This is a genomic window from Parvimonas parva (genome assembly GCF_016552165.1).
GTDB classification, from domain to species: Bacteria; Bacillota; Clostridia; order Tissierellales; family Peptoniphilaceae; genus Parvimonas; species Parvimonas parva.
The window spans coordinates 1-20,348 of record NZ_JACVDA010000017.1 but is presented as its reverse complement, the minus strand read 5'-3'; the positions used below and the strand labels follow the sequence as shown (position 1 = coordinate 20,348).

23 protein-coding genes are annotated in these 20,348 nt (G+C 29.5%); all 23 read right to left on the bottom strand.

Annotated elements, in window-relative coordinates:
• Window positions 1–17: 17 nt before the first annotated feature.
• Window positions 18–1,613, bottom strand: a complete 1,596-nt coding sequence (locus IBJ83_RS06355; protein WP_201275812.1) for an NADH-ubiquinone oxidoreductase-F iron-sulfur binding region domain-containing protein — start codon at window positions 1,611–1,613, stop codon at window positions 18–20.
• 10 nt (window positions 1,614–1,623) lie between these two features.
• On the bottom strand, window positions 1,624–2,109 hold the full coding sequence (locus IBJ83_RS06350) for an NADH-quinone oxidoreductase subunit NuoE family protein (RefSeq protein WP_068472085.1): 486 nt from the start codon (window positions 2,107–2,109) through the stop codon (window positions 1,624–1,626).
• A gap of 664 nt (window positions 2,110–2,773) precedes the next feature.
• Entirely contained in the window at window positions 2,774–3,049 is a 276-nt protein-coding gene (locus tag IBJ83_RS06345; RefSeq protein ID WP_068472083.1) for an HPr family phosphocarrier protein, read from the bottom strand.
• Between the two features lie 195 nt (window positions 3,050–3,244).
• A complete protein-coding gene (gene rplA, locus IBJ83_RS06340) occupies window positions 3,245–3,940 on the bottom strand; it encodes a 50S ribosomal protein L1 (protein WP_068472081.1) in 696 nt (231 codons plus the stop codon).
• Between the two features lie 45 nt (window positions 3,941–3,985).
• Complete coding sequence (gene rplK / locus IBJ83_RS06335; protein WP_201275811.1) at window positions 3,986–4,411, bottom strand: 50S ribosomal protein L11; 426 nt, start codon at window positions 4,409–4,411, stop codon at window positions 3,986–3,988.
• Window positions 4,412–4,509: 98 nt separating this feature from the next.
• Window positions 4,510–5,049, bottom strand: coding sequence for a transcription termination/antitermination protein NusG (nusG, locus tag IBJ83_RS06330; protein ID WP_068472077.1), 540 nt, complete (start codon window positions 5,047–5,049; stop codon window positions 4,510–4,512).
• Window positions 5,050–5,083: 34 nt separating this feature from the next.
• A complete protein-coding gene (gene secE / locus IBJ83_RS06325; protein WP_201275810.1) occupies window positions 5,084–5,287 on the bottom strand; it encodes a preprotein translocase subunit SecE in 204 nt (67 codons plus the stop codon).
• 22 nt (window positions 5,288–5,309) lie between these two features.
• Window positions 5,310–5,459, bottom strand: a complete 150-nt coding sequence (rpmG, locus tag IBJ83_RS06320; RefSeq protein ID WP_009372623.1) for a 50S ribosomal protein L33 — start codon at window positions 5,457–5,459, stop codon at window positions 5,310–5,312.
• A 291-nt stretch (window positions 5,460–5,750) separates the two neighbouring features.
• On the bottom strand, window positions 5,751–6,422 hold the full coding sequence (locus tag IBJ83_RS06315) for an ABC transporter ATP-binding protein (protein ID WP_231698892.1): 672 nt from the start codon (window positions 6,420–6,422) through the stop codon (window positions 5,751–5,753).
• Between the two features lies 1 nt (window position 6,423).
• Window positions 6,424–7,629 (bottom strand): ABC transporter permease, encoded by a 1,206-nt coding sequence (locus IBJ83_RS06310; protein ID WP_201275808.1) that lies wholly within the window; start codon window positions 7,627–7,629, stop codon window positions 6,424–6,426.
• Between the two features lie 23 nt (window positions 7,630–7,652).
• Complete coding sequence (locus IBJ83_RS06305) at window positions 7,653–8,111, bottom strand: DUF4418 family protein (protein WP_201275807.1); 459 nt, start codon at window positions 8,109–8,111, stop codon at window positions 7,653–7,655.
• A 22-nt stretch (window positions 8,112–8,133) separates the two neighbouring features.
• On the bottom strand, window positions 8,134–8,535 hold the full coding sequence (locus IBJ83_RS06300) for an FMN-binding protein (protein ID WP_068472069.1): 402 nt from the start codon (window positions 8,533–8,535) through the stop codon (window positions 8,134–8,136).
• 121 nt (window positions 8,536–8,656) lie between these two features.
• A complete protein-coding gene (locus tag IBJ83_RS06295) occupies window positions 8,657–9,334 on the bottom strand; it encodes an ABC transporter ATP-binding protein (RefSeq protein ID WP_068472067.1) in 678 nt (225 codons plus the stop codon).
• Between the two features lie 3 nt (window positions 9,335–9,337).
• Window positions 9,338–10,537, bottom strand: coding sequence for an ABC transporter permease (locus IBJ83_RS06290; RefSeq protein ID WP_231698891.1), 1,200 nt, complete (start codon window positions 10,535–10,537; stop codon window positions 9,338–9,340).
• A gap of 7 nt (window positions 10,538–10,544) precedes the next feature.
• Window positions 10,545–11,825: an ABC transporter permease gene (locus IBJ83_RS06285; RefSeq protein ID WP_201275805.1), complete on the bottom strand. Its 1,281-nt coding sequence runs from the start codon at window positions 11,823–11,825 to the stop codon at window positions 10,545–10,547.
• Between the two features lies 1 nt (window position 11,826).
• Window positions 11,827–13,152, bottom strand: coding sequence for a Fe-S-containing protein (locus tag IBJ83_RS06280; RefSeq protein WP_231698890.1), 1,326 nt, complete (start codon window positions 13,150–13,152; stop codon window positions 11,827–11,829).
• Window positions 13,153–13,304: 152 nt separating this feature from the next.
• Window positions 13,305–14,021 (bottom strand): iron transporter, encoded by a 717-nt coding sequence (locus IBJ83_RS06275; protein WP_068472061.1) that lies wholly within the window; start codon window positions 14,019–14,021, stop codon window positions 13,305–13,307.
• A 75-nt stretch (window positions 14,022–14,096) separates the two neighbouring features.
• Window positions 14,097–15,263, bottom strand: coding sequence for an FTR1 family iron permease (locus tag IBJ83_RS06270; protein ID WP_201275804.1), 1,167 nt, complete (start codon window positions 15,261–15,263; stop codon window positions 14,097–14,099).
• Window positions 15,264–15,786: 523 nt separating this feature from the next.
• Window positions 15,787–16,539: a TPM domain-containing protein gene (locus IBJ83_RS06265; RefSeq protein ID WP_201275803.1), complete on the bottom strand. Its 753-nt coding sequence runs from the start codon at window positions 16,537–16,539 to the stop codon at window positions 15,787–15,789.
• 9 nt (window positions 16,540–16,548) lie between these two features.
• Complete coding sequence (locus tag IBJ83_RS06260) at window positions 16,549–17,616, bottom strand: hypothetical protein (protein WP_201275802.1); 1,068 nt, start codon at window positions 17,614–17,616, stop codon at window positions 16,549–16,551.
• 30 nt (window positions 17,617–17,646) lie between these two features.
• Entirely contained in the window at window positions 17,647–18,984 is a 1,338-nt protein-coding gene (locus tag IBJ83_RS06255) for an SPFH domain-containing protein (protein ID WP_201275801.1), read from the bottom strand.
• Between the two features lie 127 nt (window positions 18,985–19,111).
• Window positions 19,112–19,735: a response regulator transcription factor gene (locus IBJ83_RS08525; RefSeq protein ID WP_269902526.1), complete on the bottom strand. Its 624-nt coding sequence runs from the start codon at window positions 19,733–19,735 to the stop codon at window positions 19,112–19,114.
• Window positions 19,713–20,300, bottom strand: coding sequence for a sensor histidine kinase (locus IBJ83_RS06245; protein WP_201275800.1), 588 nt, complete (start codon window positions 20,298–20,300; stop codon window positions 19,713–19,715). Before IBJ83_RS06245 ends, IBJ83_RS08525 begins: the two co-directional genes overlap by 23 nt.
• Window positions 20,301–20,348 lie beyond the last annotated feature (48 nt).

Below are 20,348 nucleotides of genomic sequence, written 5' to 3'. Positions count from 1 at the left end.
TAATATACCTCCTGAACCTATCTTCTGATTATAGCATTAACTGGACAGGCATCTTCACAAGAGCCACATTTAACACATTTAGAAGGTTCAATAACATGTAATTCCTTTTGAACACCAGTAATACAGTCAACTGGACAAGCTTTAGCACATTTAGTACAGCCAACACATTTGTCTGTAATAAAGAACTCAAGAAGTGATTGACAAACTCCAGCAGGACATTTCTTATCATAAATATGAGCCTCATACTCATTTCTAAAATAATGAAGCGTACTTACTACTGGGTTTGCAGCAGTTTGTCCAAGACCACAAAGAGATGCAACAGTAATAGTTTCTGAAAGGTCTTCAAGTCTTTCAATATCTCCGTCTTCACCTTTACCGGAAGTTATTTTTTCCAGTAATTCTAACATTCTCTTTGTACCTTCTCTACAAGGAACACATTTACCACAAGATTCTTCAACAGTAAAGTCCAAGAAAAATCTAGCGATGTCAACCATACAGTCAGTTTCGTCCATAACAACCATACCACCTGAACCCATAATAGAACCGATTTTCGCAAGAGAACCGAAATCTACCGGAGTATCAAAGTAATCAGTCGGAATACAACCACCTGATGGTCCACCAGTTTGTACAGCTTTTACTTTTTTATCATTACCGGTACCACCACCGATACCATATACAATTTCATTAATAGTAGTACCCATAGGAACTTCAACAAGACCTGCATTTGCAACCTTACCTACAAGAGCAAATACCTTAGTTCCTGAACTATCTTCTGTTCCGATTGATTTATACCAATTAGAACCCTTATCCAAAATTTGTGGAACATTTGCAAAAGTTTCAACATTATTTAAAACTGTAGGTTTTTGGAATAAACCTTTAACAGTTGTTCTGTAAACCTTAGTTCTAGGCATACCACGTTTACCTTCAATAGATTCAATAAGAGCAGTACCTTCACCACAAACAAACGCTCCAGCACCAAGTCTTAATTCAACATGGAAACTAAAATCTGTTCCCATAATATTATCGCCAAGAAGATTTGCATCTTCAGCTTTTTTAATAGCCTCTCTTAAGTTTACAACAGCCTTAGGATATTCAGCTCTAACGTAAATAAAACCTCTATCAGCCCCTATTGCATAACCACAGATTGCCATTCCTTCCAATACTGAATGTGGGTCGCCTTCAAGGATAGACCTATCCATGAACGCACCAGGGTCACCTTCATCGGCATTACATACAACATATTTTTGTCCTGCAGGTTGTTGCATAGCACCTTCCCACTTTCTACCAGTAGGGAAACCTGCACCACCACGTCCTCTAAGACCTGAATTTTTCATTTCATTAACTACATCTTCAGGAGTACAACTACTAATAACCTTAGCTAAAGCATAGTAACCACCTAAAGCAACATATTCTTCAACACTATGTTCATCAACAATACCAAAATTCTTTAAAGCAATTCTAGTTTGTTTTTCAAAAAACTCCCCTTTTAGACGAATACCGTTTTCGTCAACTATGTACTTTTCAGGTTCTTGTTTTAACCTTTCAATTAATAGAGGATAGTTTTTTTCTTTGATAGTATCTAGTACTTTCATATCTACTTGAGTCTTTATCATAAAATCACCCCTATTTATACTTTCTCATTATTCTTCTAATGTCTGCCTTTTTAATATAAGCATAAACATCTTCATTTATTGTAACTACAGGAGCTAAGTTACATTCCCCGATACAACGAGTTTGAGCCACAGAGAATTTTAAATCTTCACTTGTTCCGCCAACAGCTACCCCTATTCTATCGCAGAACTCATCTAAAATTTCTTGAGCACCTTTTACATAGCAAGCAGTTCCCATACAAACAGAAACTTGGTACTTACCTTTTGGAATGAATGAAAATTGTGAATAAAAAGTCGCCACTCCAAACACTTTAGCAGGAAATATCTTCATTCTCTTTGCTATCAAATCCATAATTTCTTCTGGAAGATAACCAAAAATACTTTGAGCTTCCTGTAAAACCGGCATCAACGCTCCAGGAATGTCTTTTTTCTTATCGATAAATTCACAAAGTTCATTTATTTTGTCTTGATTTTCTTCAACATTAAAAACAAAAGCCATAATTTGCCTCCTTTTAAAAAGTTTAGAAAAACCATATAAAGAATATAAAAAATAAATAGTATATGTTTTTTTAAACATTAAGTATTAAATTGTAAAGTCTAAAAATATAAATATGTACTCATTCTAGTATATAACTAATATACGGTTATTCTTTGTGAAATATAGTCAGTAATTAGACTATTTTACACTTAAAGTATAGCAAAATTTATAAGATTTTTCAAGCATTTAGCCTATGAAGTATTAAAAATTTTGACGTTTTTTCAAAAGAAATATTTTATCCGAACCGTTATTTTGTTAATTTTAATAACAATTAAATTTAATTTAGTTTTATAGACAATACAAAAACTTAAATTTTTATCAAAACAAAAAAATATTTTTTACTAATTTTTTATATTATTAATAAAAAATTTTTATATAAAAAATCTAAATTATTTTTAAAATATATTCATTTAAAATACCATACTATATCTATCTAATAGTAATAAGACACAAAATATGGGCAAAAAAAATACTGGGTTAACCAGTATTCAGAGTGCATACAAAGCATTAGTTTTGTCTGAACTCTAAAAATCCCTTTTTAGGGATTTTTTTTATGATATAAATTTAAATTAATTTAAGTTATCTTAGCAGAAATTTTTTTACTATATTTTAATTTATATGTAGATTAAATAGTATAATACTCTCTCAAGTCTTGTTTAAAGAAAGCTGTTAAACAAACTATTGCTTGTTTCTCGTCATCTCCTGTTATTTCTATTTCTATCTCTTCCCCATTTCCTACTTGCATGGATAAAATACTTAAAATACTTTTTCCGTTATATCTATTATTATCTTTTATTAAAATAATATCTGAATTGAATTTTACCGAATTTCGTAAAAACATAGAAGCCACTCTAGCATTAAGCCCAATCTCTGAATTAACTACAACCTTTTCCTTTAACATATTTTCCTCCTTTATTTTTTAATTCTTTAATTTAGATTATATCAAAAAAATATAGAAAAGTCCATATATAAAAAGAATATTTTTCAAAAAACTTTTTGATAAATTTAAAATATATTTTTTAATAATGTTTTCATACTAAAATCATCATCTAAAATTTTCACATAAAAAAAGACACCCTAAGGTGTCTTAATATAATTATTCTCCTAATCTTGTAGAAGCTAATTTAATTCCAGGTCCCATTGTTGTAGCAATAGAAACTGATCTTAAATATTTTCCTTTTGCTGCGGCTGGTTTAGCTTTAATAATAGCAGAAATTAATGTTCTTAAGTTTTCTTCAATCTTTTCTGCTCCGAAAGAAACTTTTCCTACAGGGCAGTGAACGATATTAGCTTTATCAACTCTGTATTCTACTTTACCAGCTTTAATTTCTTTAATAGCATTAGCTACATCAAATGTAACTGTTCCTGATTTAGGGTTTGGCATTAAACCTTTAGGTCCTAAAACTTTACCAATTCTACCAACAACACCCATCATATCAGGAGTTGCAACAATTACGTCAAATTCAAACCAGTTTTCATTTTGAATTTTTTGAATGTAATCATCTCCACCAACATAATCAGCACCGGCATCTTTAGCTTCTTGAGCTTTGTTTTCTTTACATAAAACTAAAACTCTTAAAGTTTTACCAGTTCCGTGAGGTAATACTACTGTACCTCTAACTTGTTGGTCAGCGTGTCTTGAGTCAACACCTAACTTAACATGTAATTCTACTGTTTCATCAAATTTTGCAGTTGAAGTTTTAATCGCTAAATCACATGCTTCTTTTAAATCGTATAAATTTGTTTTGTCTATTAATTTTAAACTTTCTAAATATTTTTTACCTTTTTTCATTTATATCCTCCTTGTGGTGTTCGCTTATTTTGCTCCCACTTAATATTACTCTTCTACAGTTATTCCCATACTTCTAGCAGTACCTTTAACCATACTGATAGCTGCTTCAATGCTTGCTGCATTTAAGTCCGGCATTTTAACTTCTGCTATTTCTCTAACTTGTTCTTTAGTTAAATTACCAACTTTATCTCTGTTTGGTACTTTTGAACCTGATTCAATACCTAATTTTTTCTTAATTAATACAGGTACTGGTGGAGTCTTAGTGATGAATGTAAATGATCTATCTTGGTAAACAGTCAACACAACCGGAATAATTAAACCAACTTGGTCAGCTGTTCTTGCGTTAAATTCTTTTGTAAATTGCATTATATTTACACCATGAGGTCCAAGTGCAGTACCTACTGGTGGAGCAGGTGTTGCCTTTCCTGCTGGAATTTGTAATTTTACTAATGCTTGTACTTTTTTAGCCATTTTATAGTTCCTCCTTAAAAACTAATGTGGTTTTCGGGTGCTAAACCCCTCCCACTCTCGTATATCTCTGTTTTGAATATTTCAAATTATCTTCAAATTTAATTTTTTACAACGTCGCTAAAGTCTAATTCAGCAAGTGTATCTCTTCCAAATAAAGAAACGAAAGCTTTTAATTTACCATTTTCTGGAGATACCTCTATTACCTTAGCAGTTAAATCTTTAAATGCTCCATCTATAATTGTAATAGAATCTCCTTCGTTTATATCCACATCATTATATGGTTTTGTTGAAACTCCTAAAGCCTCAACTTCTTGTTCTGATAATGGCACAGGTTTATTTCCTGAACCAACAAATCCAGTTACTCCTCTAGTATTTCTAACTAAATACCAAGAAATATCTGTAATTATCATTTTTACTAAAACATATCCCGGAAATAGTTGTCTTTCTTTAATCTTTCCAGTTTCTGTTTCTTCCTTAACCGTTGGAACAACAACTTCAAATATATCAATGTCATTACCACGATTAATAACTAATTTTTCGATATTAGCCTTCACTTTGTTTTCGTGTCCAGAATATGTATGTACCACATACCATCTGGCCTCTTTTTCTTTAATATCCTTTAATTCTTCTGTTGTCATATAAAGCGGACTAAAGTCCTTCCCTCCTTAATAATTAATGGATAATTAAACCTAACAATCTTTTTAATACATTATCTAATCCCCAAATCATAGTTGAGCTGATTATAGATATTGCAACTACTGCAAGGCTATAATAAAAAACACTTTTTTTAGAAGGCCAAACAATTTTTTTGAATTCATGACGAACTCCACGCATAAAGCTAGACTTTGCTTGCTTTTGTTCAGTAGTTTTTGCCATACTACTCTCCTCCATTTCCTAACTATTTTGTTTCTCTGTGAAGAGTGTGTTTTTTACAAAACTTACAATATTTGTTTAACTCAATTCTGTTAGTAGTAACTTTCTTGTTTTTCTTAGTATTGTAGTTTCTGTTTTTACATTCTGTACATGCTAATACAACTTTATCTCTCATGGAAACACCTCCTTGAAAACCAAATTTGAACATAACTATACATCATATTCCTCATAAGATAATAACATAAAGACATTACAATGTCAAGTATTTTAGATTATTTTTTATAACACCTCATAATACAAAACACGAATTAAAATTACTAAAGTTAAATAAAGTATCATGCTTGAAGGTGTTCAAGCAAACAAGTTAGGGCTAGATTGACTTCGCTACGCTCAGCATGACTCTTACGAGTACCTTAAAGGCATAAAAAACTGATTAATTTTGAATTAATCAGTTTTTTAAATCATATTAAATATTTTTCCCTTCTGTTATTTTTCCTGAGGACATTGTGTATGTTTTGTCTGAATATTCTAAGCAAGCAAGGTCGTGTGTAACAAGTATGATTGTAGTGTTATTGTCTTTGTTTATCTTTTTTAAAATTCCCAAAACTTCTTTTGTGTTTTCTATATCCAAATCGGAAGTCGGCTCATCTGCAAGAATTACTTTTGGGTGGTTCATCAAAGCTCTTGCGATTGTAACTCTTCTAAGCTCTCCTCCTGATAGTTCTCTTGGATAAGAATTTTCTAAATGTTCTATTCCCAATTCTTTTAAAAGATATCTTCCACGTCCAACAACATCGCCTTCTCTTTTACTTAAAAAGAAAGGTAAACAAACATTGTCCAAAACATTAAGTGTTGATAATGTTACCGTTGATTGTGGAACAAATCCTATTGAATCATTTCTTATAAATGACTTTTCATCATCTGAAAGAGCACTTATCTCCTTATCGTCAAGAAATACTTTCCCACTTGTTGGACTTAATATTCCTGAAATTATATTTAGAAGAGTTGATTTTCCACTTCCGGATTTACCAATAATTGTAATAAATTCACCATCATTTATTTCCAAATTAACATCATCTAAAGCATTAAATTCTTTTGCTCTAACATAAGTTTTATATAAATTTTCAATCTTTAGCATATTAATCATTCTCCCTCATTGTTAAGTAAGCATCTGTTTTACTAATTTTTCTAGTAGCATTTATTGAAGATAAGCAACCTACTACTGTTCCAACAAATAAACTAAATAATGAAACCAAAAGCAAATTCATTATTGAAGGAGTTAAAAATGGTAAATTCAAATTCTTTTGAATTATTGGTATTAATGAAAATACTGTAATCATTCCAACAACTATTCCAAGAACTGAACCGTAAAATCCTATATATAATGATTCATACATTATAATACTAGCTAGCTTTTTCTTTGATGCTCCTAAAACTCTTAAAATGCTAAGCTCTTTCTTTCTTTCATTAAGTATAACAGAGAATACAACAGCTAAAAGAATCATTGACATTATCCAAATTATTGATATTGAGATATAAATATAGCTTGAAATAACTTTTAAGTTTGAAGAAACTTCATTTACAAACTTTTTACTAAACATAGCAAAAATTCCATCTTTAGCATATTCTTTCATAATCTTGTTTGAAACTTCTGATGCACTATAATTTGGCTTTAATTTTAACAAAATAGTAGAAACTTTTTCTCCCTCAGATGCAGGATTTTTTTGTATTCTTTCACTTGCTTTTGCAAGTTTTCTAGCAGTTTTCATATTAACAAAAACTGTTGCATCAAAACCCATTCCTGTTTGTTCAAGTTTACCAACTATATCAAGTTCTTCTTCGAAAAATTTAACTTTAGAATTTTTTTCTCCAACTATATGATTTCCAACAATAACTTCATCGTCCTTTAACTCACGATTAAGAGTTTTTTGTAACCAAGGCTTAATCAAAAAGTCTGATTCATAATCTATCCCAATTATTTGAACCGGATATGAACAGCAAGACGCTGAAAGTGTAGCTACATAAAGTTGAGGAGTTACAGATTCTATACCTTCTATTTTTTTTATTTTTTCTAAAGAATCATTTGGAAGATAAAATTCACTTGGCTCACCTTTTAATAAAACACTTTCAATATTTGCTTTGTATCCTTCAGGAACGACAATAATATCTGCACCAAGTCTGTTTGAAAGGTTGTTTACTCCTCCTGAAATACTTGATGATAAAATAGTTCCACAAAATAAAAACAAAACAAAAATAGCAATTATACTAATCAAAGAAATACTTCTAAGTGGTTTTTTTCTAATATTTTCTTTTGCTAAAAATTTAACGTCAATTTTTTTACTCATTTCCACACTCTCTTTTATCTAAATTAATTTTCTCTTTTTATAAAAATGTAACAAACATAAATAAGTGAAATAACAGCTATTGCAATTCCTAAAGCAGAAACTATTGTAAATGTATGATTTGAAATACATTTCATAGTATCTTTCATACAATATCCCATAAATTTTGGACTTCCATCTTTTTTTGCCCCAATAACAATTTTAATAATTTTATGTGGTATTAAGTGAACAGAAAGTCCGGCAAGTATATTAACAATGTTCAAAACAATATTAACAACCTTATTATTTACAAAAATTGAAATTAATGAGGTAATAACTATACCAATTCCAACATAAGTAGCAAGTAATCCACTATAATAACAGCTCATTCTCATTCCATTCGCCATTGCCGGACAAACAGGAGCTATAACAAAAGGTGTTAATGCCAAAATTATACCTAGCACTAAAACTACTATATTTACACATTTTTCTTTTAAAATTTTCATAAAAAATCCCCCTATTAAAAAATTATTTATTCAAAGCGTCTTTAACTGCACTCTTAAATCTCTTGTAAGAAACAGTTGCTCCGCTAACTGAATCAACCTTATCAATATCTTGAACTTCTACTAATTTCTTAGCATATCCTTGACTGTTTTTTACTGCTTTTTGAGCTTGTTTGTAATTAAAGTCTGCATCATCTTTGCCATAACTTTCATCTTTTATCTTATTAGTTTTATTATCTCTTTCTTCTCTAATACAGTCAACAATTTTTTTATCTTTAACAGTAATAACTACTTTAACAGTAGAACTGTCATCTTTATAATTTCCTTCAAACGTTCCGTCTTTCAATTCTTTTTTACCACCACAAGCTGTAACAAACATTGTAAATAAAATTAGAATTGTACTTAATTTAAAATTTTTCTTTTTCATATCCACCACCAAATAAAACAAATTGTTCTTCAAATTTTAAAATTAAATTAACTAAAAACGTGATGAAATAAAATTTTATATAACATACTATCATCACGTTTTTTAGTATATCATCAAGCAACTAGATTGTCAATAATTTATCATCCACAATTTTCCCATAATCTAAAGTTATTTTTCTCATTGCTTCATCTCCAACCTCAGGGTCGTGAGTAACAACAATTATAGTTGCTCCTTCTTTATGAAGTTGCTTTAAAATATCTATGACCATAATTTCATTTGCCTCATCTAAGTTACCAGTCGGTTCATCTGCTAAAATAATTTCAGGATTATTTATCAAAGCTCTTGCGATACAAACCCTTTGTTGTTCTCCACCAGATAATTGACTAGGCAAATGCTTTGCTCTATCTGCAAGACCAACCTTTCTAAGAGCCTCTAAAGCCTCTTTTTCATCAATCATACTGTGATAATACTGAGCAACCATTACATTTTCAAGAGCAGTTAAATAACTAATCAAATGGAATTGTTGGAAAACAAGTCCAATCTTTTCTCTTCTAATCTTTGTAAGATTCTTTTGGCTTTCTTTAGAAATATCAACTCCGTCAATTAAAACTTGTCCATTAGACGGTCTATCCATACAACCGATTATATTCATCATAGTTGTCTTTCCTGAACCTGATGAACCCATTATAGCAATCCAATCGCCTTTTTTTACTTTTAAATTTATATTGCTAAGAGCATTAACTGATTCATAAATTTTAGAAACATCTTTTAGTTCTAATATTACTTTATCATTTTCCATAGTTTATTCTCCTTTTAATACTAAAGCCGGGTCTATTTCAACAGCTTTTTTAACCGGTAATATACAACCGGCAGTAGTTACTAATACTGAAACAACAATAATGACAGGAATTAATAAATATTGGAAAGTAATTGTTCTGCCAAAGACACTAAGACTAACTCTTTGTGCAAACAAAAATCCTAATCCAACGCCTATAATTCCACCTATCAATCCAAGTAATACACTTTCTCCAATAAAGTCCATAATTATTTCTTTATTATGAGCACCAAGCGCTTTTTTAAGTCCGATTTCTTTTCTTCTTTCAGCAATTATTGCCATCATAGTTGTAGAAACGGATATTGTTGTTAAAACTAAAATTACAACATTTACCAGTAATATAAGTGCTGTTAATTTATTCAAAACAGTATCTTGAGATTGAGTAACCCTTTTTACAGCTGTACCAAAAACATTTGGTAATTTTCCATTCAAATCTTTTGCCAAACTATCTAATTCATTATGATTTGCCTCAATACTACATTCAATAGAGTCAATCTTTGTACTATCTTCAACAATTTCATTAAGTTTAGCTAAATTAAGAAATATAAAAGATTCTTCTTTACCACCTGTAGTTACAATTCCCTTTACGGTCAAAGTTACATCGTAAAAATCATCACCTGTATCTTTATTTTTACTTTTTTCAGCAGAGTCATTCACATCAGATGCAATAGCACTTTTCCCATGCTTTACCCCTGCGACTTTAAATTTATCTCCAACTGAAAGTCCTAAAGTATTGGCAATTTCCTTTCCAACCATAACTTCATTTGTATCACTATTAGTTGACCATTCTCCCTCAATATACCAAAAAGGACTATTTTTCTTCGCACCATCCATTTCAGTACCTGCAAGAATATAAGGCTTTTGATTTATCTTTGTCGTTTCATATCTATAAGGAGCAATCCCTACAATTTTTTTATCTTTTATAAGCTCTTTAAATTTATTATAATCTTCTTCACTAATTTTCCCTTCATTAGGCAAACAAACAAAGTTAGCTCCATAAGACCTAAACTCTTTTCCTAATTGTCTAGGAATATCAAAATATATTGTAATAAGTCCGGACATAATTGTTGCTCCAATTATTACTGCTAAAAGAGCTACTACCATTCTTGATTTTCTTCTAACGAAAGAACTTAAAATCATCTTTAAATACATTTTTCTTTTAGTCATTACAATCCTACCTTCCATGAAGAACTTCTGTCGGTTTAAGTTTAAATAGATAATGAATAGCTGGAATACTTCCTATTAAAGAAACTCCTATTACTAAAGCAATATCTATCGGAATAACCATAACAGCAGGTTCAATATATGAGCCAAAAACAGTAATACCAATTATCTGAGTAAAACCAAGTCCTATGAAGTATCCTGCTATACCACCAATAATTCCGGTTATAACCGTTTCAGTCAGTATAAGCAACATAATTCTTAAATTAGAACCACCTATCGCCTTTATAAGTCCAATTTCTTGACTCTTTTCCATTACAGTAGCTGTAACAAGATTTGAAATTCCAAGAGCTGAACCTATTGAACCAAGTGCAGTAATTAAAATCATAAGTAATTTTGTTTTATCCAAAATTTTACCCTCTGACTCAGCAACTTGTCTTATAGGTTTAGCAACACTATCCTCTACAACTTCTTGAATTTGATAACAAATAGAACTTACATAAGCAGTACAATACCATGTTTCATATTCAGTAGGTGTTAAACTATTAGGGTCTCTTGTAGCTTTCTTAGCTAAATCATTATCCGGAGTTGTTAGAGCGGAAACTTCTATATTTGAAATTTTTCCTTCAATACAGAATAAATCCTGAGCTGTCTTTAAAGTAGAAAATATATTTAAATCTTCATTTCCACCGGACTCAAAAATCCCCTTTACTTTATATGAATTAGTTTTATTTCCACTACTAACTTCAATTTTATCTCCAATTTTTATTCCATTTTTACCAGCAAAAAGACTACCGACCATAACACTATCGTTATCGTCCTCATTTAACCATTCACCATTTATTTTCCACCAATTTTTAAGATTTTTCATACCTGTATCTATTTTTTCACCGGTTGATAAATCCATATGTTTAGAAAACCAAGTTCCGATAAATTTAGTCTTTTGATTATTTACTTTTGCAGTTTTTTCAAGATAAGGAGTAAAATCAACAATAGAAAATCCCCAAAATATTTGCTTAATCTTTGGTAAATCTTCTTCCTTTAAATACTTGTCACTTGTTGCAGTTTCAGAATTTTCCATTTCATACAAATCAGAAATAAGAGATGCCTCTTTAGAAACTACATTTATATTTGCACCGTAAGTTTTAAGCTCTTTATTTACTTTATCTCCAACGCCAAGCATTACATTAAGCATTCCTGTTGCAAGTGAAACACCAAGTGCAACTGTGAATGCAATCATAAACATTTTTTTTCTTTGTCTAATTACAGTTCCAAAAACCATTCTCCAAAACATATTATTCACCTATTGGAAATCTTTCTTTTTCTTTATCTAAAACACTTTTATCAATTATAATCTTTGAATTTTCAATTTTATATTCAAAAGGAATTGGGTTACAACCACCTTTAAAACCTATTGTTGCCTTATTCATAACAACATCACATCTTTTACAAACTATATCATCTTTTCTTTCAAAATATCCTGCAATCCCACAGATTTGACAAGCATCTAAACCTAACCCATAAGAAGTACTATTAGGTTTTTTTACAACTATAAATCTAATATCATGTCCATCTTTATTATAAGAAAATCTGTGTAAATGTCCGTCATCAACTTCAGTTAATGGAATTATAATATTGTTTCCTTCTTCTTTATAAGGTTGTGCCGCTGTCAATTCAACGGGTTTTGTAAGTTGGTAGTTTAAGTATGTTACAGAAAATAACATAACAAAAGATAAAACAGTTGTAAAATATGCCCATCTTCTATTAACAATTAATCTCCATTTTTCTTTTCTTAAACTTGCTTTACTTTCAAACTCACCTTTAACTTTAAAATTGCTATATACAAAATATAAAACACCTATAAATATAATAGCAAAGGCTATTGCTATGAAATAAGCATCACTTTTATCTTCAAAAATCATCAAATCAAAAGTCTTTATTCCAAAAACTTTACTATTTTCAGTTAAAATCGGTCCCATATTAAAGTCTTTTTTCAAATATTGTTTAAGTCTAACAATAGAAGTAATTCCTCTTAAAGCATATTCTAAAAATGTATTAATAAAAATTAGAGTAAAAATTATAAAATATTGTTTTTTACTACATCTTATTAAAAATTTATAGAATGCCAAAACAAGTAACACTCCAGTTAAAATACCTAAAATATAGCCACTAACCCTAAATAAAGTCATTGTACTTACAGAGTCCTCTCCAAATGCAATAAACTCCATAGCTTGAGTTAAAAGTCTTGGTATTATTAAGTAAAGCATACAAGAAATTGATGTAAACATAAAAGCTAAATCTAAAGATTTCATTACTTTAGATATTTTTTTGTTTTTTACAAAAAAACTTATTATTAAAGAAATACTCATTAAAATAAAAATAAATAAACATAATACCAAGACGTATCTATTTAATTTTGCAACTGTGTGCACCATTTCCTTTTTATTCTTTACTCTAAGAATATGTATGTATAAACCTAAAAAAATTCCTACAGCTAAGATTGAAAATGAAATTATTTTATTTGCCAAAGATATATTTTTCTTTAAAAAAGATAAAACTAATGCAAAGAAAAAAGAAAATGTGCATATAGCAAAAATTACATCAACATAAAATTTTCCCAAAATAAAACCTCTCTTCTAAAAAGAATCCACTATTTCACGATAAAAAGCAAAGAGTGGCTCTTATTATTTCATAATATGGCAAAACCTCTCTTAAGTTTTTAAGAGAGGATTTGCCTATTTGTCATAATTAAATTAAATTCAAAATTTAAATATTATTTATTTTGTAATTGTTCTCCTGTATAATTCCATTCGAATTCAACCGTTTGTTTTTCATAATATTTAGATGCAGCAGCTTTTCCTCCATCTTTAATTACAGGAACACCTGTTTCTTCATCAGTGTGTAATAAGTAATCAGCTGATGGTTGAATTTCAATAACCAATTTATATTTTCCTACTTTAACAGTATTTTTCTTGATATTTACTCCGTAGTGAGCACCGTCATCAGCATTCATTGGCATCATTGAACCAGCAGTTACTTCTTTTCCGTCTTCTGATAAAACTTTGTAATTTACTGTTAAGTAAGCTGGCCAAATATCTTTTCCATTACCAAAACCATATTTTTTACCAGCTTCCTTAGTTAAATGAATATCAGCTTCTAAATGCATATCTGATTCAGCAGCGCTTGGTTGTCTGCCTTCAGGAATCATATCAACACCTTGGAAATAAACTGCAGCAACTTGGAAAGGTCCTACAATTTTTTCTTCTCCAATATTGATTTCCTTAAATCCTGATTCACCCGGTTTTTCAGGTTCTTCTTCCTCTTCTTCACCAGCTTCTTTTAATTTTTCAGTTAATTCAGCAATTTTTTTGTCTTTTTCTTCAACTGACTTTTGTAATTCATTTACTTTTCCAGTATCATTTTTTTGACAACCTACTAAACCTACTGATGCTAATAATGCTAATGTTACAACCATTCTTGACTTTTTCATAAAATAAATCCTCCTAATTTTTTATTTTTTTGTAACAACAAGTTTTTTAAATCCCAATAAAAACTATTAGAATAATTAACTTTCCTTTTTAATTTTTCTTAATTTTGAATAATGTCCTACTAATATCCAAACAGTTATTATTAATAACATAATTTGTGGAATTAAAGTTTCAGCTCTATCGTAAATATTCAAAATTGGAATACTCCAACCTTGCATTACAGGTATAACTGTTGAACCTGAAATAACTCCAGCCTCAGTTAATTCTATAACTCCTTTTCCCATAAATGAGATACACATTAGATATAATAGTACACTTGTAAATAAGAAAAATGGTTTAAGTGGTAATTTAACAGATGTAAATCTAAAAACAAAAAATACAATCACTAAAACAGCTAACGCTGCTAAAAAACCACCTGCAGGATATAAAATTTTACTCCCACCTGAAAATGCAGCTTTATAGAACAATATAAGTTCTGCACCTTCTCTTAATACAGCTAAAAAAGCTGCAAAAACTAAAGTCCACTTACTTTTATTATCTATTGATTTTTGAACTTTAGACTGAATATAATTCTCCCATGCCTCTTCTTCAGATTTTGATAAAATCCAGTTACTAACATAAAATAAAACAATAACTGCTAAGAACATAGTCCAACCTTCAAGTAGCTCTTGTCCAACTCCTCCTAATAAATAATTTATCATTATAGCTAAACCAAAACTACATAAAACAGCAGCACCCATGCCTATGTAAACTGCTTTACAAAGATGTTTATTTCCTGTTTTTACAAGATAAGCAATAATTGCAACACAAACTAAAATTGCCTCCAATCCCTCTCTAAGCATCAAACCAAATGATGTTAAAAAGTTTTGAATATTCTTTGCTTTTTCATCACCTTGTTTAACTTCAGCATTACCGAATACAACTTTTCCTTCAGAATCTGGAGCACTTTTTGGAATTACCTTATCTAAAACAAGTGCATCTTTATAAACTTTCATATCAAGCTCATCTATTGAGGCTTTTGTCTTTTCAATAGAACCACTTGAATTTCCTAAAAAAGTATGTTTAATCTCTCTAAACATTGCCTCTATTTCATTTACTCTGCTATTAGAAATTGCAACCATAACATTTTTTTCAAAACCTTGAACTTCATAATAGTCAAAATAAGCAGAATTTACAGCTTCATAAGCCTTTTTCAAATCTTTTTTATCGGCATACTCTTTAGCCTCTGTAAATTTTATATGCATATCTTTAGCAACTTCTTGCCAGTTTGAATATTTTTTCTTTTCAACTTTTGCATCAACATTACCAATATTACATACAAATAATACACTACAAAGGACTAGAAAAAAAGAAAATAACTTTTTTATAACTTAGCACCTCCTTAAAAATAACATCTTATGATAAAGATAATACCTATCGTACATTAAGCAAAAAAGTTAAGCATTAACTATAAAAATTAATGCTCCCCCTTAGTATTAACTTATCAAATATATATTAACATATTTTTTTATTTTTTTCAACAAAATAATAAAAATTTTCATTGTTATTATAAATTTTTATCGCGAAATACCCATTAGATACCAAACATCGTAGAAATATTTCTAATCGGTTATTTTTTAGAGCCTTATAAAAATAATTTTATATATTTTAATAAAATCTATACTATTTATCTTATCAGCTATAAGCTCATATAAAATTTGGATTTATTGGAATAAAAATTAAAAAAAATCTGCGTATCAAAACACAGATTTTTTTGTAACATATATTTTAAAAACTTCCGTCAGAAGAATCTCCATCACTACTTGAACCACTTGAAGATTTAGATCTTGCAGTTTTTATGATTTCATTTCTAATAAATATATCATCTCTATTTGTAATTTCTGAATCCAAAATATAATTATTAGCTGATGTTTCATTATGAACATTATTTAATTGTGATTTATAATATGCTCCGATTCCATAAGCAATTAGAAATCCTGTAACTAAAGAGCCTGCTATCCAAAGCAAATTATTCTCTTTTATTTTATTTTTTTGAGAATATGGTTCGCCCTTTGATCCTTTTTCTAAAAATTTTTCAACATTTTTGTTATATTCTTTTATAGCTTCGAAATAATCACTTTTTGATAAATATGATTTTATTTTTTCTATAGTATATTCTTGACAATAGGAATCAAAATTTATTTTCCCTTTTCCAGAAGCTTCTATTGCCCATTTTCTATCTTTTTTTGAAATTACAAAAACTATATTATCTTTAGTTTCAAATTCTTTTATATAACCTTTAGCCGTAATTTTTGCATCTTTATCAATTAAAGCTACAAAAGTTCCTATTTTATATTTTGAAGAAATTTCTTTTAAATTTTTATTCAGTTCTGATATTTCATTATCTTTTAGTGTGCCAGTTTCATCTAAAATATAAGTTTCTTCTTCCTGAGTAGCCATTGAGGAAAAAGATACAAATACACAAGACGGTAAAATCATAGAAAAAATCAAGGTTAAAACAAGTAAAAATTTATTTTTCATAATTTCCTCCTATCTAAAAAAGTTTGCAATAAAGTATATTATCACACTAAATATTGGCCATAAGATTAATACCATTTTCCAAAATGCAGTCTTATCTAAAGGCAGACTTCCAACAAATTTACCTGTTTGCCCATTCATAGCAAATGTATAAGTTTCTCCATTCCAAGAAGTATTCAAAAACCAAACCGGATAAAGAGCGTATTTTACTTCTGCATCACTTAATTCAATATTTTTTTCTCTAACAGTTACATTTTTATAATCATTAGTACTTGTTAAAAAATATTCTTCAACGCTACTGTATATTCTACTATTTATATTTTCAGTACAATCCTCATAAGAAACATCATACTTTTCAGCTAGATATCCTGATAAATACGGCATTTTAAAATCAGTCAATTCATCATTGTAAAAAGGTTCAATAGACTCTGTAATTACATTTTCAATTTTACTTGAACCGTCTATTGGAATATTTTCAAAATTCATATATCCTTCACGCAATAATTTATAATAATCTACACTCTTATAATCATATTCAGAATCGGACCATCTTTCTACTATTTCTCCATCAAAGGAAATATCTGCATTAGCATCAGTCTTAAATAGCCAATATGGAACATATATACCTTTTATTTCATCAATATGATTTTCATCTTTAAATATTTTTGGTACAAATTTTTTACTATTTACAAAATTTTTCAAAGATTCTTTTGCAGATTTTTTATCCAGTTTAAAAGGAATGATACAATCAGGTTTTAATTCACCACTAATTTTATCTCCAATTACAACAGGATTATCACAGAAAGGACAATTTGTAGCAGCTAATGTGTCATCTCCAATTATTTCTCCACCACAAGCACTACAAACAAAAGTTTTAACACCATCGGCATTATCAAAACTTTCTGTTGAAGTTTTTTCCCAGGCCGTTCCTTTTGAGGCTTGTTTTTCTTCTTCAAGTTTTTCAAGAGTTTCTATATCACAAACAGTATCACAATAAGGACATTTCATCTGTTGACTTGCACTATCAAACTCAAATCTTCCTCCACAACTAGGACATTTATAATCAGTTAAATCAGACATAATATCACCTCTTATCTTAACTATTTCAAACTAAATTTTATCATTTTCGTCAAACACATCGCCACATTCTGGACAGAATTTTGGTGGATTTGATGAATCTTCAGGTTCCCAACCACATTTATTACACTTAAATTTAGAATTTTGTGGCTTAGGACTACCACATTCTGCACAGAATTTTCCAGAATTTGTTGCTCCACAACTACAAGTCCAATTTCCTTTTGGTTCAGGCTTTGGAGTTCCACATTCTAAACAGAACTTTCCACTATTTACAGTTCCACAATTACATTTCCATTCATTTGGATTTGGAGCTTGTTGCTGTTGTTGAGGCTGAGCATTTTGTTGCACTTGCGCCCCTGCATTTTGTTGCCCCATTTGGAACAAGTTTTGTGCATTCATTCCACCGGCTTGTCCTGCCATATTCATTCCCATAAAGCCCATCATAGCTCCATTAGGATTATTTGCAGCAGATTTCATAGCTTCTGATTGTGCTCCTACAAGAGTTGCAGCTGCCATAGTCGGATCTCTAAACATAGCATTTCTTTGTGCTTGTTTAATCATATCTGCATCTTCTTCAGGTAATGTTATAGGATTCATTGCAATAGACACAACTGAAATTCCTCTAAGTTCATTCCATTTTTTAGTTAAAACTTCATTCATAGCCTCTGAAAGTTCTTCTGCATGAGCAGGAATTGAACTTGGTCTAATTTCTAAATCGGAAATTTTTGCAAATGCAGGTTGTAAAGCGCTGACAAATTCAGTCTTTAATTGTCCATCTATTTCTTCTCTATCATATTGATTAGCAACATTTCCACAAACATTTGTATAAAAAACTATCGGGTCTGTAATTTTATAAGAATAAACTCCATTACATCTAATAGATACATCTAAGTCCAATCCAATTTTGTTATCTACGACTCTAAAAGGAATCGGATTTGCTGTTCCAAATTTATTGTCTATAATTTCTTTTATATTAAAATAATAAACCCTTTGGTCTTTTCTGGTATCTCCACCATGAGTAAATCTCTTTCCAATAGTTGCAAAACTTTGTTTTATACTATCTCCAAGTTTACCACTAAAAATGCTTGGCTCAGTTGAATTGTTATAAGTAAATTCTCCAGGTTCGGCGCATACTTCTACAACTTTTCCCTGCTCGACAATAATCATACATTGTCCGTCAGCTACTGCTATTCCTGAGCCGTTAGAAATAATATTGTCACTTCCTTTCGTATTTGATGACCTTCCACCAATGCTTTTTTGTCCTTTCATCATAAGTACATCTTTATTTAATGCCTCACAATAAAAAAATTCTTTCCACTGGTCTGCCAATACTCCACCGGTTGCACCGGCAATTGCTTTAATAAGTCCCATAACATACTCCTTTCGTTTATTTACATTATTTCATTTTTACAATTTTATATTAACAAAATTTTATTTTTCTTAATACACCCTTTTAGGTAGTTAAATCTTTACAAAAAAATAGAACTTTGCAGTTCTATTAAAATTCCGGTAATATTAACTTTTTATTTACAACATCTATAACTAATTGCATCGAATTGGTATATCCGGTCTTTGAAAGTAAATTTTTTATATGGAACTTTACTGTATTTATACTTATATCCAAATTTTCTGAAATTTCCAAATATGTACTACCATTTACCAATTCTCTCAAAACTTCAAGTTCTCTACTTGTAAATTCATAACTTTTTGCCAAGCCGATTTCAATGGTTGGAGTTCTATCCGGATAGATTTTTTCTCCATTCAAAGTTTTTTCCACAACTTCTATAAAAGAAATTTTATCAAAATCCTTATACCAAAAACTATCGCAACCAATATCCTTAGCTTTCTCGATAAAACTATGTTCAGGCATTGAAGTTACAATTATTATTTTTATATTTGGATAATATTTTTTTATATTTCTTGATGCCTCAAGACCACTTTCTCCATTAGCAGTGCATATATCCATTATAATTAAATCAATTTGTCCATTGGAGCAAAACATTTCAGCCATTTGTGCATTCTCAATGGAATTAACTATTTTTATATTTTCAAGCTTTTCCAAATTTAATTTTATCATTTCTCTAACCATTCTTTGGTCATCAACAATTAAAACTTTTATCATAATAATCCTCCGATAAATTCAAACTGATATGAAGTTCTATGCCATTATTTATTTTTATTTCAAAAGTTCCACCATTTTGTTCAATTCTTTTTCTAAGTGAAGAAAGTCCAACCCCTTCTTTGATTTCAGAAACTTCACTATATCCATTATCTCTGATAATTCCAGATAATTTATTTTCACTTTTTATAATATTCAAATTTACTTCATCAGCATTCGAATGTCTAACTGCATTGGTTATAGATTCTTTTAGTGCAAATATAAAGATATAAGGTAATTCATTTCCGTCTTTTATATCTCCTGACAAAACAACTTTACAACCAAAAGATTTTGCTCCTAAAACCAATTCATCATATAAATTACTTTTAGGCTCTTCAGCTAAATTGTTTTCTATCTTTCTTATAACTTCAATCCACTGATTTTTAGCAAAATTTATATATTCAAAATTATCTTGTGAATCTTTAGAATTTTTAAAATATAATTTTGTAGCTAAAACAGACTTTCCAAACTCGTGATGTAACTTTGATTTTGAAATTAAACCTAAATTGCAAGAATAAATTAGCCACATAAAAATAATTCTCTAGGTGTTTTGTAATTGAATATTTTTTTAGGATAG